At 60.4% G+C, this 14,780-nt stretch carries 12 protein-coding genes; all 12 read right to left on the bottom strand.

Annotated elements, in window-relative coordinates; translation table 11 throughout:
• Nucleotides 1-7: 7 nt before the first annotated feature.
• Nucleotides 8-460, bottom strand: coding sequence for a transcription antitermination factor NusB (nusB, locus tag AAE484_RS08630; RefSeq protein ID WP_341937970.1), 453 nt, complete (start codon nucleotides 458-460; stop codon nucleotides 8-10).
• 2 nt (nucleotides 461-462) lie between these two features.
• Complete coding sequence (gene ribH, locus AAE484_RS08625; RefSeq protein WP_341937969.1) at nucleotides 463-933, bottom strand: 6,7-dimethyl-8-ribityllumazine synthase; 471 nt, start codon at nucleotides 931-933, stop codon at nucleotides 463-465.
• Between the two features lie 21 nt (nucleotides 934-954).
• Nucleotides 955-2,073, bottom strand: coding sequence for a bifunctional 3,4-dihydroxy-2-butanone-4-phosphate synthase/GTP cyclohydrolase II (ribBA, locus tag AAE484_RS08620; protein WP_341937968.1), 1,119 nt, complete (start codon nucleotides 2,071-2,073; stop codon nucleotides 955-957).
• Between the two features lie 27 nt (nucleotides 2,074-2,100).
• Complete coding sequence (locus tag AAE484_RS08615) at nucleotides 2,101-2,760, bottom strand: riboflavin synthase (RefSeq protein WP_341937967.1); 660 nt, start codon at nucleotides 2,758-2,760, stop codon at nucleotides 2,101-2,103.
• A 197-nt stretch (nucleotides 2,761-2,957) separates the two neighbouring features.
• Nucleotides 2,958-4,073, bottom strand: coding sequence for a bifunctional diaminohydroxyphosphoribosylaminopyrimidine deaminase/5-amino-6-(5-phosphoribosylamino)uracil reductase RibD (gene ribD / locus AAE484_RS08610; protein WP_341937966.1), 1,116 nt, complete (start codon nucleotides 4,071-4,073; stop codon nucleotides 2,958-2,960).
• Between the two features lie 3 nt (nucleotides 4,074-4,076).
• Nucleotides 4,077-4,547, bottom strand: a complete 471-nt coding sequence (gene nrdR, locus AAE484_RS08605) for a transcriptional regulator NrdR (protein ID WP_341937965.1) — start codon at nucleotides 4,545-4,547, stop codon at nucleotides 4,077-4,079.
• Nucleotides 4,548-4,633: 86 nt separating this feature from the next.
• Entirely contained in the window at nucleotides 4,634-5,365 is a 732-nt protein-coding gene (locus AAE484_RS08600; RefSeq protein ID WP_341937964.1) for a FadR/GntR family transcriptional regulator, read from the bottom strand.
• A gap of 479 nt (nucleotides 5,366-5,844) precedes the next feature.
• Nucleotides 5,845-7,857 (bottom strand): RICIN domain-containing protein, encoded by a 2,013-nt coding sequence (locus AAE484_RS08595; protein ID WP_341937963.1) that lies wholly within the window; start codon nucleotides 7,855-7,857, stop codon nucleotides 5,845-5,847.
• Between the two features lie 129 nt (nucleotides 7,858-7,986).
• Complete coding sequence (locus AAE484_RS08590; protein WP_341937962.1) at nucleotides 7,987-9,885, bottom strand: family 43 glycosylhydrolase; 1,899 nt, start codon at nucleotides 9,883-9,885, stop codon at nucleotides 7,987-7,989.
• A 121-nt stretch (nucleotides 9,886-10,006) separates the two neighbouring features.
• Nucleotides 10,007-11,200, bottom strand: a complete 1,194-nt coding sequence (locus AAE484_RS08585) for an arabinan endo-1,5-alpha-L-arabinosidase (RefSeq protein WP_341937961.1) — start codon at nucleotides 11,198-11,200, stop codon at nucleotides 10,007-10,009.
• Nucleotides 11,201-11,428: 228 nt separating this feature from the next.
• Entirely contained in the window at nucleotides 11,429-13,375 is a 1,947-nt protein-coding gene (locus tag AAE484_RS08580) for a glycoside hydrolase family 97 protein (protein WP_341937960.1), read from the bottom strand.
• 218 nt (nucleotides 13,376-13,593) lie between these two features.
• Nucleotides 13,594-14,667 carry an aldose epimerase family protein gene (locus AAE484_RS08575; RefSeq protein ID WP_341937959.1) on the bottom strand — a complete coding sequence of 358 codons (1,074 nt, stop codon included), beginning with the start codon at nucleotides 14,665-14,667 and terminating at the stop codon, nucleotides 13,594-13,596.
• Between the last annotated feature and the right edge of the window lie 113 nt (nucleotides 14,668-14,780).

Below are 14,780 nucleotides of genomic sequence, written 5' to 3'. Positions count from 1 at the left end.
GGAGTGATCAACGCGCCCGCTTTTCAACCGCGCGCACGTCATTGGCCGCGTGATCGAGCACACCGTTGATAAACTTGTGGCTGTCGGCGGCGCCGAACTTTTTGGCGAGTGTCACTGCCTCGTTGATGACCACTTTGTAGGGCACATCGATGCGGTATTTGAACTCGTAACTCGCCAGGCGCAGCAGCGCCTGAGTGACCGGATCCAGCTCATCGGAGCTGCGCTCCTGCAGGTGCGGGATAAACACCGCCTCCACTTCGCTCAGGTACTGCGGCACGCCGTGCAGCAATTCGTGGAAGTAGTCCAGATCCACCTTGGCCATGTCATTGTCGGTGCGGAACTCCGCCTCGATGGCATTGAGGTTGGCACCGGCCATCTGCCACTGATAGAGGCCTTGCATGGCGTAGTGGCGCGCTTTGCGCCGGGCGGCCGGATTGGGGGCTGTAGCCGAATCGGACATTGTTAAATTCTTCCCAACAGTGAAACCATTTCCAGTGCGGTCGAGGCCGCTTCGGCCCCTTTGTTGCCGGCCTTGGTGCCCGAGCGCTCGATGGCCTGCTCGATGCTGTCGACGGTGAGCACACCGAAGCTGACCGGGATATCCGCATTCAGCGACACCTGCGCCAGGCCTTTGGTGCATTCGCCCGCGACATAATCAAAGTGGGGAGTGCCGCCGCGGATGACCGCGCCCAAGGCGATGATGGCATCAAAGCCGCCCTTGGCCGCGATTCTCTGGGCCACCAGCGGGAACTCGAAGGCACCGGGGGCGTAGTAAATGGTGATCTGGTCATCGCTGATGCCCTGGCGACGCAGGGTGTCGAGCGCGCCGGCCTTGAGGCTCTCGACCACAAAACCGTTCCAGCGGCTGACCAGCAGGGCATAGCGGCCCTGGCTCGCGGCGAAATCGCCTTCAATCACTTTCATCTGACTCATGGAATTTTCTCGTTGACGTTTCTAGGATTCGTTGGGCTCCAGGTGTTCGACAATCTCCAGGTCGAACCCCGAGAGCGCGGTAAAGCGCATGGGTGCGGACATCAGGCGCATTTTACGCACGCCCAGATCGCGCAGTATCTGTGAGCCGGTGCCCACCTGTTTGTACACCTGATCGGGGCTGCGCACGGGCTGTTTGCCGGAGAGCATCCAGTCGATGCTCTCCTCCACTTTGGCGGTGCTCTCATCGTGACAGATCAGCACCAGCACACCCTCGCCCTCTTCACTGATTTTCTTCAGTGCCTCCTGATAGGTCCAGGAGCGCTGTCCGGCTTCGGCTGGGCGCTTCAGTGCCAGCAGGTCCCGGGCGAAGTCCATCACGTGCACCCGGACCAGCGCGGGCTCACCGGGGTCGACATGGCCCTTGAGCAACACGAAGTGCAGGTCGCCCCGGGCCAGGTCCCGATAGGTGCGCAGCTCAAACGGGCCGTGCAGGGTTTCCACCTGGCGCCGGTTGATGCACTCGACGGTTTTTTCCTTGACCGCCCGGTAATGAATCAGGTCCGCTATGGTACCGATTTTCAGATTGTGTGTCTGGGCAAAGGTCTCCAGGTCCGGGCGCCGCGCCATGGAGCCATCGGGGTTCATGATCTCGACAATGACCGCCGCCGGCTCAAAACCGGCCAGCCGGGCCAGGTCGCAACCGGCCTCGGTATGACCGGCCCGGCTCATCACGCCGCCGGGCTGGGCCATGATGGGGAAGACGTGGCCCGGCTGCACAATCTCGTGGGGCTGGGCGTCGCGGGCAACCGCCACACGCACGGTGCGCGCCCGGTCGGCGGCCGAAATGCCGGTGGTCACACCCTCGGCCGCCTCGATGGAGACGGTAAAGTTGGTCGAATAGCGCGCCTGATTGTCGGTCACCATCAGGGGCAGACCCAGCTGCTTGCAGCGGTCGGGCGTGAGGGTCAGGCAGATCAGGCCACGGGCATGGGTGGACATGAAGTTGATGTCCTCGGCCCGCACCTGGTCGGCCACCATGATCAGGTCGCCCTCGTTTTCCCGATCTTCGTCGTCCATCAGGATGATCATCTTGCCCTGACGCAGATCGTCGATCAGTTCTTCCGGAGTATTGAGTTCCATAGTCACCTTGTTGCTAAAGGGGTGCAATCACCCCTTGATGAAGCCGTGCTCAGCCAGAAAATCAGCGGTTATGCCCGAGTTTGGTTGCGCCGCCCGCTCCCCCAATAATAGCCGCTCCAGGTAGCGGGCCAAAAGGTCAACTTCAAGATTGACCCGGGTGCCGGGTTGATAGCCGTCCATAATGGTCCATTTGAGCGTGTGCGGCACAATGTTCAGTTCAAATTCGGCGCCATCGACCTGATTGACGGTCAAGCTGGTACCGTCCACGGTGATGGAGCCCTTGTGGGCAATGTATTTGGCCAGCTCGTCCGGCGCGCGGAGGCGGAAGCGCTCGGAGCGGGCATCGCCGTGGCGCTCCACCACCTCTCCCACGCCGTCGACATGGCCGCTGACGATATGGCCGCCCAGACGGGTCTGGGGCGTGAGCGCCTTCTCCAGGTTGACCGCCTGACCTGTCTGCCACTGCCCCACCGTGGTGTGCTCCAGGGTCTCGCCGGAGACATCGGCCCAGTAGCCTTGCCCGGTCAGCTCCACGACGGTGAGACAGACGCCGTTGGTGGCGATGGAGTCGCCCAGCTGCACATCGGACAGGTCGAGATCGCCGGTCTCGATGTAGAGACGCAGGTCGCCGCCGGTGGGTTTCAGGCGGGCGGCGCGGCCTTTGGCTTCGATGATACCTGTAAACATGGGTGTTTCTCTTGGTTGTGTCGCATCCGCTTGGGTTGCGGCGGATGCGCCTTGGGATCCTAGGCGTCGGACCGGTCCGCTCTACACATTCCACGGCGGTTTACGGCGGATGCGCCTTAGGCTTATCCGCCCTACATATACCACGGCGGTTCGCGTAGGGCGGATAAGCGTCAAGCGCATCCGCCAGAACCCGGGAATTACCCTTCCGGATCCGGCGCGGCGGTAATGCGCCAATCGTGCCCCAGGGCCCGAATATCGTGAATCTTGAGCGGCAACTGCGCCGCCATTGTGTCCAGAGGCAACTGGAACAGCGGGCGGGCATTGCTTCCCAACAGCTTGGGTGCCATGTAGACCACCAATTCATCCAGCAGCCCCAGGCCCAGAAACGCGCCCGCGAGCGTCGCGCCGGATTCCACCAGCACTTCATTACACTGCCGCCGTGCCAGTTCGCGCAACAGCGCCATCAGATCAATGCGGCCATCGTCACGCCCCAGTGCGATGACTTCGACCTGCGCCGGCCAGTCTTTCTCCGGAGCGGAGCCGTTGTGCACCAACAGCACCGGCCCCGGGTGTTCCAGCAGCGGCGCATCGACCGGCAGCCGCCCCCGGGAGTCGAGAATCACCCGCAGGGGCTGACGCGCTGCAATGGCTTCGGCATCGTCCAGTTTCAGCTCGGGGGCACGAACGGTCAAGGCGGCGCGGTCTTCCAGCACGGTATCGATGCCACTGATCACCGCGCCGCTGCGCGCGCGCATCCGCTGCACATCTTCCCGGGCCCGACGGCCGGTGACCCACTTACTCTCACCACTGGCCATGGCGGTGCGACCGTCCAGGCTCATGGCCAATTTGCAGCGCACGAAGGGCATGCCCCGCTCCATCCGCTTGATGAAACCCGGATTGAGCGCGCGCGCCTCGTCTTCCATCAGGGGACCATCGATCTCGACGCCCGCGGCCCGAAGCATTTCCAGCCCACGCCCGCCAACTTTGGGATTGGGGTCTTCCATGGCGTACACCACCCGGGTCACGCCGGCCTTCACCAATGCCTGACTGCAGGGGCCCGTGCGCCCCTCGTGGCTGCAGGGCTCGAGCGTTACATACGCCGTCGCCCCCCGCGCGCGATCACCGGCACCGGCGAGCGCGTTCACTTCGGCGTGGGGCCTGCCAGCGCGCACATGGAAACCCTCGGCCACCACCGTCTCGCCCTGGGCCAGAACACAGCCGACCTGGGGGTTGGGCATGGTGGTATAACGGCCGCGCTCGGCGAGCCGCAGGGCGCGGGCCATCAATTGGCTGTCGAGAGCGGTCAGGGGCATGGTTTAAATCTTGACGTTGGGTTCGTACTTCTCCAGACGATCGATCTCGTCGCGAAACTCGCTCAGGTCTTTGAAGCGGCGGTAAACCGAGGCGAAGCGCACATAGGCCACTTCGTCCAGCTTGCGCAGCTCTTCCATGACTTTTTCGCCCAGGGTGAGCGACTTGACTTCGCGCTCTCCCGTGGCCTGAAGGAAGTGTTTGATCTGGTTGATGGCCGACTCGATCGCCTCGATGCTCACCGGGCGTTTCTCCAGCGCGCGCAGCAGGCCGGCGCGCAGCTTGGCCTCGTCAAACGGCTCGCGCGTGCCATCCTGCTTGATGATGCGGGGCATCACCAGCTCGGCAATTTCGTAGGTGGTAAAGCGCTCGCTGCACGACAGGCATTGCCGACGCCGCCGCACCTGGTCACCTTCGGCCACCAGACGGGAGTCGACTACCTTGGTATCTTCGGCGCCACAGAAAGGACAGTGCATGGCCAGGGCCTCATGGTGTTCAAAACTGCGCGCATCTTAGCACAGTTTGCCACTATCGCCCCAGATTCGGGCACTCTGAGTCCGGGTCAGAGGAGCGGTTCGACCGGCTCCCCGGCTTCGGCCAGCTCGCCCTCGATAAAGGTCAGCGCCTCATCGATCAACAGCAGCATCGCGGCCTTGGCCCGCTCGGGGTTGCGATTGCGGATGGCATTGTAGACTTTGGCGTGGTCTTCAATGATCGCGTCCTGATCGCCCTTGATCACGTTGGTGTGCCGGATACTCACGTTGAGGGCCGTCTGGATGAAATCCCGCAGGCGGATGTAGAAGCGGTTGCGGGTGGCGAACAGAATGCTTACATGAAAGGCGATATCGGCGGCGAGCCCGTCTTCCGGACTTTCAGCGTTGCGCATGCCCTCCAGCGCATCGGCAATGGCCTGTATCCGGGCCTCGTCGGCAAACCGGGCGGCCAGAGAGGCGGCCTCCGGCTCAATGGCGATACGCACCTGCTGAAATTCGCGCAGTACATGCAGGGAGGGGTTACCCTCGAGGGACCAGCGCAACAGGTCGGAATCAAAGATGTTCCACTCCTGTTCGGGCAGGATGCGGATCCCCTGCCGGGGCCGGCTGGAGATCAGGCCCTTGGCCGAGAGCATTTTGACCGCCTCGCGCACCGCGGTTCGGCTGACACCAAATTGCTCGCACAACTCTGCCTCGGTGGGCAGACTCTCGTCCTTGGGGTACACACCGCAAACGATCGCCTTGCCCAGCTCCTGGGTCATGCGCTGGGACAGGTTGAAATTGCGTTCAAATACGGCCATAGCTTTAAGTCCATGTATAAAATCGGTGTCAATTTTGCAAAGGTATCGCGTTACTCAACAAAGTTCAATAATTACCCTATTATACAATAATACATGTATGACATATTAAGGCGAGAACCAGTCAAAAAAAGGCCCCGTGACCGGCGGCCAAGGGGCGAGGGAGACCTCGATACATCAACCAATATATCGAGTGAGAGACAAAAGGAGCCCGCCGAAGCCCTCGGTCGGGAAACCGTTGGCTTCGGCGGCTCCAAAATGCGCCTTTGAGAACCTGACTTCTCGCCGGCGGGGAGAGTCCAAGAACCTCAATATTTCTGCAGCGATGAAGAAATGCCGAGATACAGCGGCCGGCGAGCCCAACACCCGACGACCCTTGGATAGTTGGTATTATAGTACAATAAAAACGGGTTTCAACCCCCTCGGGGTGAAAAATCGTTCATTCCATGACCTCGCCGTCCCTGGCCCGCATCGACCTTAAACTACAGCCCCAGGCGGAAGCGTTGACAATCGTTGTCCAACCACTCCCACTGCCCCAGGTTCGTGCCATCCGCCAGGCCGCAGCTGGCGATATCCAGGGCCAGATCCGGTGCATGGCGGGGGGACAATCGCCAGGTGCCATCCCCAAGGGGATCGACCCGCCATTCGGCGCTTGAGCCCTCGCAGGCATTCTGGAGCATATTACCACCGGCCTCGGCACTGGCGTTTTCGACCGCCAGGCACGCTTGCGGATTGTGTTGTGGATGTAGTTGATAGTGGCCTTCACTGGTGTGTTCAAAGCCCCAGCGCTGACAATCGGCGCCGGTCATCTGCCACTGGGCCACATTGGCCCCCGACTCCTGACTGCACCCGGCAACCTCAAGCAACCGGCCACTATTCTCGTTGGCCAGGGTCAGATCCCCAACCGGCTCGAGCCGCCACTGCTGGCACAGGCTATTGCCCTCTTCCGGCGCCGCACCCACCGCCGAGCCGGTCTCCGCGGCACAGCCATCCAGGGCCAGAGTGCGGCCACTGTCCCGGTTGTGAATTTCATACCAACCGCCGTCGGCGCGGCTCAGTTGCCACTGCTGGCAGGCCGAGTTAAACCAGGGCTCCGCCGCCATGCCTTCCTGATCCTCGGCCAGGCACTCGGCGTCGCTCAGAAACGCCTCAGTCCCGACGTGTGCCAGCCGGTAATGGTCACCTCCGGCCGCGTCCAGAACCCAACCACTCTCCTGCTGCGCGCAATCGACCTGCACTGCATTACCCTCGTCGTCGAGCCCCAGACAATGGCCCGAATGGCGACTGATCAGGCGAAGATCCGCGCCCTGAACCCGGGCGGAAATCGGGCCATCCTCGCCCGACGGGTTGGGCACCCGCGTATCCGGGCCGGCCGGTTCACCCAGATCCGGCAGGCCTTCCGGGGTCCAGTCGATGGGCTGCGCCCGCACCCAACGATCGGCGCTACACCCCTGAGTGGCCAACTCGTTGCCGTGGTAGACCAGCCAGTCCTCAGTGCCGTCCGGCGACTGGAAGAAACCATTGTGCCCGGGCCCATAGACGCCATTGCCAGCCTGCAGGAAGGGCTCGGGATACTTGTGCCAATCCTCGGGGTTCAGCGGATCCGCCCCGATCAGCTCCATCACCCCGATTTTGTAATTGGGGCCATGACAGGAACTGGCGGAAAAGCTCATGAAGGTGCGCCCCTCGTGTTTGAGAATCGCCTGCCCTTCATTCACACGGCCCGGGTTGCCATTCAGATCGGCACCCTTTTCCCAGTCGTAGGTGGGGCGGGAAATCAGGGTCTGGGTGCCCTCCACTACCGTCCAGGGGTTTTCCATTTCGGCAATCCAACCACTTTGGTCCGGGCCGCTCCATTCGGACCAGATCACATAGAGCTTATCGTTGTGCTCCAGGTAAGTGCCATCAATGTTCCAGCGGTTGGGCATGAGGGTGTTTTTGAATTCATAGGGCCCCAGAGGGTCATCCCCCGCGCTTTCGAGCACGTGCAGCCTCTGACCACCCAGATCTCCCTCAACGCCGGCGGTGTACATCACGTACCAGCGCGGGCCATTGGGTCCTTCAAGACGATGAAACTCAAAAGCCCAGAAATTACAGCAGCGGTCGGGATCGGTATCCGACCAGATGTAGTGCGGTTTCGCCTCGGCCAGGCCCGCCAGTGTGGGCGACTTGCGCATCACCAGCTGGGAGCTCCAGGTGGTGGTGGTCAGGTAATAGTTGCCCTGGTAGTACTCAAGCCAGGGATCGGCCCCATTCTGAAACAGAGGATTGGTAAAGGATTCGGCCTCGGACAGATCATTCGGCTCTTGGGCATCGTTGTCGGTGCCAGAGTCGGTATCGGCGTCCGAATCGGTTTCCGGCTCATTGTCGTCGGAGGACTCCGTTGGCGCCGGTTGCTCAGAGCCGCCGCTGCCTCCGCCGCACGCGGTCACCCCCAAAGCCAGCAGTAACGCCAGCGAGACTGTCGGAAGAAGCTTGTATAAGGCAGGGGTCATCGACCCGGTTTTTTGCCTGGGTAGCAACATGATTGCACCTCGATTTTTATCGTTATGCGACTGGAATCAATTGAGATTTAGGTAGCGAGATAAAAAAATGGCCGGGCAAGCCCGGCCATTGTTGGCAGTTTACTGAGTGGCTCGCAGATGGAACCGCTGGCACTTGTTCTCCAGATCCGGGCCAAGGGCCAGGTTGGTGCCATCGGCCAGGCCGCAATTGGCCAGATCAACCACCTCGGTGGTGTAGCGATTGACCAGGCTCACCGCGCCGCCTTCGAGGAACTTGAGCCCCCACTGGCTGGTTTTGGAGCCGCACTCGTCCACTTCCAGATTGGCGCCGGGCACGACCGCTTCGTCGGTCACTGCCAGGCACTGATCGCTGGCACTGGTCGGGCTCAGCTCAAAGTAACCTGAATCCGTGGGCTCAAAGCGCCACTTCTGGTTGTCACCGTAGGTCCAGGCGTGCTGCTCGACATTATTGTCATCGCCGGTGACGCTTGCCACCCGACCACTCTGCTCGCTGATGATCGCCACGTCGTTCATCGGCTGCAGGCGCCACTGTTTGCACACACTGTCTTCGCTCTGCTGCAGAACCGACTGATTTTCGTTGGCGGAGCAGCCGGCCACGGCCAGAGGTTTGCCGGTCGCGCGGTTGGTGATGACACTGTGGCCACCCTCACCCGGCTCCAGGCTCCACTCCTGACAGGCGTTGTTGCGCCAGGCCGCCTGTTGCACGCGGGCATTATCGCCAGTGCTGCAGTTTTCCACTTCCAGAAACTTGCTGTCGTGGTTGTTGGCAATACGGAAGTAGCCATCGGTCACCGGATCGAGCACCCACTGGCCATTGTTGGCATTGCAGGCGGCCTGACGGGTGCGGTTGTCTTCCGGGCTGGTGGCGATATCCAGGCACAGGTCGGTGGTACCGTTAACCACCTGGTAGTGCTGGCCCTGAATCCGGGTGACCAGGGGACCATTTTCACCGGAGGGACGCTCAACCGGCTCACCTTCGGGTACCGGCTCACCGAAATTCGGAGTGCCGTCTTCGTTCCAGGTGAACCTCTGGGCGCGCAGAGAGCGGGTCGCGCTGCAGCCGTGCTCCACGGACGAGTTACCGTGATACACCAACCAGTCTTCGGTGCCGTCCGGGGAAACGAAGAAGCCATTGTGGCCGGGACCGTAGACGCCATTGCCACGCTGGAACACCGGCTCGGGGTACTGTTTCCAATGATCGGCGTTGAGCGGGTTCTCACCCACCAGCTCGAGCATACCCAGTTTGTAATCGGGCGTATTGCAGTAGCTGGCCGAGTAGATCATGAAGGTCCGACCATTGCGCTGCAGAATCTGCGCCGCTTCGGTCACCTTGCGGCCGCTGATTTCCCAGTCCAGTTCCGGCCGGGTGATCACGGTTTTGGGGGAATTTTCTTTCAGGGTCCAGGGATTTTCCATTTCGGTGATCAGGTTCAACTGCTCGTCACCCTGCCACTGGGAGTAAAGCAAATAGAGCTTGCCATCATGCTTGAGGTAGGTCCCGTCGATGTTCCACTGGTCGGGCATGATCGGCGCCTTGTACTCGTAGGGGCCCATGGGATCATCACCGACACTCTCCAGCACGTTCAGGTGCTGATTATCAAGAGTGCCATCTTCACCAGCGGTGTACATCACGTACCAGCGATAGCCGTTGGGGCCCTTCAGGCGGTGAAATTCAAACGCCCAGAAGTTGGCGTTGCGCTTGGGGTCGGTATCGGACCAGACGTTGACCGGCTTGGCGTCGGCCAGCCCCGCCAGGGTCGGCGACTTGCGCATGACCAGTTCGGCGGTCCAGGTGGTGGTGGTCAGATAGTAGTTACCGTCCCAGTATTCCAGCCAGGGATCCGCACCATTGGGGAACAGCGGATTGGTAAAGGTGCCGTCGCGCTCATTGCCCGCCTGCGCCGAACGCTCGCTCTGCGTCGCGCAACCGGCCACCGTCAACATCAGCAGCAACGCCATGCCGAGGCGCAGGCTGTGGTTCTTGAATCGTTGGGTCATTGAATACCTCTTCTCTGTGAAAATGTTAAATCGTTATAGAAAAAATGCAGACGGCAGGCCGACTCCATGGCCTGATTATTGTCGTGAATAAGTTGGGCATCTTGCCAGCTGAAAAAGTGCCTTACCGCTTGCGACGCGCGAACCCACCGAGGCACAACAGAAGCAGCAGCCCGAAGCCGAAGGAGCCGCCACCCGAGCCTGAGGAGGTTCCCGTGTCACTGCCTTCGTTATCAGAGCCCGCGGATTCATCAGAGCTGACATCGTCCGTGCCACCCTCATCGCTTCCGGACTCCTCATCTTCCGGCGCCGGCTCTTCGCTGCCTGCAGGCTGCAGGTCAGTGCACTCGCCCGGGGTAAAGTCACGGGTCAGGAACGGCATATCGCTGGAGTCATACCCCAGGGCCAGTAAGTCCACCCGTGGAAAACCATCACTCTGACGATCGTAATAGTGCGTGGTCACATACTCACAGCTGCCTTCCCGCAGGAGCCCTATGTGGCCGGGCCCCACGTAGCGATCGCCGGTATCGTTCTCCAGGATTGTGTAGCCATCGGCGCTGTAGGGGCCTTCGATATTCTCCGACCAGGTCACCCGGATTTCGTAAGTGCTATCCAGGCCAGCGCAGCAGGTGCCATAGTTGTAATACAGGTAGTAATAGTCGCCTTCGCGGATGATGTAGGGCGCTTCGATCGAATCGTGACCGCCACCGAAAATCTTCACCGGGTCCTCTTCGGGGTTGAGGCGCATGCCCGTCGCCGGGTCAATTTCCACCAACGCCAGACCGCCAAACCAGGAACCGTAGCTCATGTAGACGCGTCCGTCCTCATCTTCAATCAATGCCGGGTCAATGGCGTTGACGGTCGTCTGGTAGTTGCCCTCGTCGGAGGACGTGACCACGGGGCCCAGATCTTCCCACTCGGGGTTGAGCAGCGACGGGGAGCGCACCACGCCGATGGCGGATTGATGGGAGCCGAAGGTGGACACCGAATAATAAACGTAATAATAGTCACCCATCTTGATGGCATCGGGCGCCCAGAAGTCGTTTCCGGAGTTCTCCGGCACTTCCTCCGCAATCCAGCTCGGATATTCACCCGGGGCAAATACCGTGTCGGAGTTACCCCAATGGGTCAGATTCGTGGAGGTGTTGTACCAGATGCCCGTGCCGGTCGTGAAATAGAAATAGGTATCGCCATCTTTGACCAGGGCAGACGGGTCGTGGGCGTTGGTCACGCCGGTGAGCTCAATGGCCGAGACGGAGGTCGCGGCCGCACTCAGCAGAGCAGCCAGGAAAAACTGGACAGTTCGTTGGAACGACATAAAGCACCTGTTATCGATTATGGAAGGAGCACATACTCTATCTTATACTATAATAATTTGTATTATCAAACCGCATTATTTCCACTGAAAAGACCCAATAAAACCCTTTTAAAAACAGACACTTGGCCTGAACAGACGAGCCGGCGGCAGAGGCGATCGGGGACAGCGGGGAGAAAAGCGGAAGCCCCGGGGCGATCATCGCGCCGGAGCTTCCAGGAGGGTTGAGCGCTAGCGGTAGACGGCGACAAATCCGCCGGCCGGCTTCAGCTCGACCTCAATGCGGTTGGAGTCCAGCTCGCGGCGCTCAAACTGGCGGGGCCGGTCACCGTCGGTCATCAGCACCCCGTTGTTGCTTCCGATGAAGCCCAGATCCAGCGCCAGCGTTTTGGCCTGCTGTTCGCCGTTGATACCGGCCACATACCAGGTATCGCCCTTGCGCCGGGCAAACACTGCCAACTTGCCGGGATAACCTTCCACCAGTCGGCTCTCATCCCACACGACGGGAAGGTCGCGCATAAAATTCTTGATGTAATCCGGAACTGTCGCCATACCCTCCGGTGTTTCGACAATATGCTCAATGCCCGAGAGGAATATGACCGGCAATGCCAACTGGAAGCCGTTGGTGGTCTTGCGCTCCACTTCGGGGTTCATCAAGTCATGGAACACCGTGGGCGTATAGTCCATGGGGTCGAACACGTTGCGGGCAAAGGGCAGCATGGCGGCATGCTCCGCTTCCTGGTCGGCCGTCTCCTGGAAGAAGGTGACCATCTCCATGCCATGGACGGACTCCATGGTCATCATGTGCGGGTAAGTGCGATGAATCCCGCGCGGCAGGGTGGAACCGTGGTGGTTGACCATCAGCTCAAAGTCGGCCGCGTCTTCCAGAATCTCCCGATAGTAGGCAATCGACGAACGGCCGTCGCCCGGGAAGAAATCGATCTTGACCCCGACCACGCCCATATCGCTGATGCGCTCGAACTCCGCCCGCCGCTGGTCGCGTTCCAGCAACTGGCCTTTGGGAGTAAAGGGGCTGGTGTTCCACTCGCCGGAAGAGTTGTACCAGAGAATCACACCCACTTCTTTTCCTGCGGCGTAATCGACCAGCTCCTGAATACCTTCGTAGCCGATGGTCTCATCCCAGTTCACATCAATCAGGGTGTACTCCCACTCCATGTCGGCGGCGTAGTCGATAAACTTTTTCTGGAGATCGTAGGTGATGGAGGGCTCCTTTAACAGCCCCCAGCTCCAACTCGCCACGCCGGGCTTGATGAAGTCAGTATTCATCTCCACCTGGGGCTCGGCCAGGTCGGTCCCCATGGACGAGGCGGTCACCTCCCGCAAAGACCCGACAGTGATGGTGCGCCAGGGCGAAGAGAAGGGGCGCTCGTCTTCGGCCATCAAACCACCGCCGGTGTAGACCTCCTCATCCATGGGATGGCCAACGCGGTACTCGCCACCGGGGGACTCGGCCTGCAAGCGGGAGGCGTGGAAGTTGCTCTGCATGCCCACCTCGCTGAGCAACACCCAGGTGTCACCGCTTTTGAACAGCGCCGGGAACACCCAGCCGGCTTCGGAGGGAGAGGCTTCGCCCACCGGGATATCCATTTCGTAATGCTCTTCGTACGCCGGATTGGTGCCCTCCCAGCCGGTGTTGACCACCTGCATCTGTTGCAGCCAGCCGCGCGCGGACTCGGGAAAATGGAAAGAGGTGTTTTCTTCGATAACCTGAACGATGCCCTCACTCTCACCCGGGAAGTGATAGCGGAAGGCGACCCCGTCATCCGACGCGCGGAAAATGACGGCAAGCTCCCTGCCCTCTTCATTGGCAAACGTCAGCGTTCTCTCATTGGCGACATAGTGATAGTCAAGGCGCTTGCCCTGCTTCAGACGATAGCGGTCTTCCACCAACTGGCTGTCAGATACCGACACCAGCGACAGGCCATTGCGCAGGTCGGCGTCGCTAAGCTCCATACCCAGAACGGACGGCTCAAGCAGCGCCTGCTCGTCGTGGTACACCTGATACCGGGGCTGGCCTTGCTCATCCAGTTGCACGGTCACCTTGACGTCCCCGTCGGGGCTCCTCAGGGTCACCGCATCGTCACCCTGCGGCTGTGTGGTACAGGCGATCAGTGCCGAGACCGCCGCACCCAGCCAGAACAATGTGTGTTTTTTCATCTTGCATCTCCGTAGCAAGCTTTACTAATAATATTGTGATTGTTGCAGAGGATAGTAGCGGGGCGACAGCAGCGCGTCTTGTATCTTGTCGATTCAAAGTTGTATTTTTTCGACAATACCGGGGAGACCCATAACAGAAGGAGAAGAAAGGCAGGGTACTTTCTGGCGGTCAGGCGGGCAGGACCTTTGCCATCCTTGGCTTATAGTCAGAACGTCTATCAGTGATTGATGGCCGAAAAGCGAAAGCTCATGGAAGTGCGATACGTCTCACCCGGTCGCAGTATGGTCGAGGGAAAGCGCGCCTGATTGGGTGAGTCCGGAAAGTGCTGGGGCTCCACGCAGAAGGCGCCGTGGCGCTGATAGTGCTGGCCTTTGCCCTGAATGCTGCCATCCAGGAAGTTACCCGTGTACAGCTGGAAGCAGGGCTCCTCGGTGAGCACCTCCAGCACGCGCCCGGATGTCGGCTCGTAGGCCCGGGCCACCCGTGTCAGGCCCTCACCCTCTCGGTCCACGACGAAATTGTGGTCATAGCCGCCGTTGGCGCGCTTGAGTTGCACCTCAGCCGCATCGATGTCCCGGCCAATGGGCTTGGGCCGGGTAAAATCAAACGGCGTATCCGCCACCGGCTCAATATCGCCCAGAGGGATCAGGCTCTCGGAGACGGGCGTGTACGCACTGGCGCGCAACGTCAGTTCATGATCGCGCACGGTGCCCGAGCCCGCCAGGTTGAAATAGCTGTGCTGAGTCAGATTGACCGGTGTCGCCTTGTCTGTGGTTGCCACATAATCCGTCGTCAGTTCATTGTTGGCCGTAAGCCGATAGGTGACCGTCACCTCCAGGCGACCCGGGTAGCCCTGGTCACCGTCCTCACTGACCAGGGTCAACACGACCCCCACTCCCTGCTCGTCCTCGAAAGAACTGGCATCCCAGAGCTTTTTGTCAAACCCCTCCAGGCCACCGTGCAGGTGATTGTTCCCATCATTGCAGTCCAACTGGTACACCTCGCCGTTCAACTCAAAGCGCCCTCCGGCAATGCGGTTGCCAAAGCGGCCAATCAGCGCACCAAAGTACGGCGAATCGGTCAGATAGGGCTCCAGCTCATCAAAACCCAGAACCACATCGGCCAGATCTCCGTTTCGATCGGGCGCGAACAGATGGGTAATGATGCCGCCGTAATTCAGCAGGCGGACCTCCAGGCCCTGTTCGTTACGCAACGTGAACTGTAAGACCTCGCGCCCGTCGGGAAGCTTGCCAAAAGGAACCTGGGTTACGCTGGGTTTGATTGCTGTCATAAGTGAACATCCGAGAATCGAGTAAAGATTAGACACTTGGCAAATATACCATGATCGGAGGCAGGCACGACAGTGTACTTACCACACGCGAAAACGGGCAATAAAAAACCCCG

Origin of the sequence: Marinimicrobium sp. C2-29 (genome assembly GCF_038419845.1) — a bacterium.
Taxonomy (GTDB): domain Bacteria; phylum Pseudomonadota; class Gammaproteobacteria; order Pseudomonadales; family Cellvibrionaceae; genus Marinimicrobium.
Note: the sequence above shows the minus strand (reverse complement) of the source record. Positions and strands in the feature narration are given on the sequence as shown.

Excerpts from the sequence above, each read along its gene's own strand:
- AAE484_RS08600 (WP_341937964.1), bottom strand. The coding sequence starts at position 5,365 with ATGGCCGTATTTGAACGCAATTTCAACCTGTCCCAGCGCATGACCCAG.
- AAE484_RS08575 (WP_341937959.1), bottom strand. The coding sequence starts at position 14,667 with ATGACAGCAATCAAACCCAGCGTAACCCAGGTTCCTTTTGGCAAGCTT.
- ribD (WP_341937966.1), bottom strand. The coding sequence starts at position 4,073 with ATGCCCCTGACCGCTCTCGACAGCCAATTGATGGCCCGCGCCCTGCGG.
- nusB (WP_341937970.1), bottom strand. The coding sequence starts at position 460 with ATGTCCGATTCGGCTACAGCCCCCAATCCGGCCGCCCGGCGCAAAGCG.
- ribBA (WP_341937968.1), bottom strand. The coding sequence starts at position 2,073 with ATGGAACTCAATACTCCGGAAGAACTGATCGACGATCTGCGTCAGGGC.
- AAE484_RS08615 (WP_341937967.1), bottom strand. The coding sequence starts at position 2,760 with ATGTTTACAGGTATCATCGAAGCCAAAGGCCGCGCCGCCCGCCTGAAA.
- ribH (WP_341937969.1), bottom strand. The coding sequence starts at position 933 with ATGAGTCAGATGAAAGTGATTGAAGGCGATTTCGCCGCGAGCCAGGGC.
- AAE484_RS08595 (WP_341937963.1), bottom strand. The coding sequence starts at position 7,857 with ATGACCCCTGCCTTATACAAGCTTCTTCCGACAGTCTCGCTGGCGTTA.
- nrdR (WP_341937965.1), bottom strand. The coding sequence starts at position 4,547 with ATGCACTGTCCTTTCTGTGGCGCCGAAGATACCAAGGTAGTCGACTCC.
- AAE484_RS08590 (WP_341937962.1), bottom strand. The coding sequence starts at position 9,885 with ATGACCCAACGATTCAAGAACCACAGCCTGCGCCTCGGCATGGCGTTG.
- AAE484_RS08585 (WP_341937961.1), bottom strand. The coding sequence starts at position 11,200 with ATGTCGTTCCAACGAACTGTCCAGTTTTTCCTGGCTGCTCTGCTGAGT.
- AAE484_RS08580 (WP_341937960.1), bottom strand. The coding sequence starts at position 13,375 with ATGAAAAAACACACATTGTTCTGGCTGGGTGCGGCGGTCTCGGCACTG.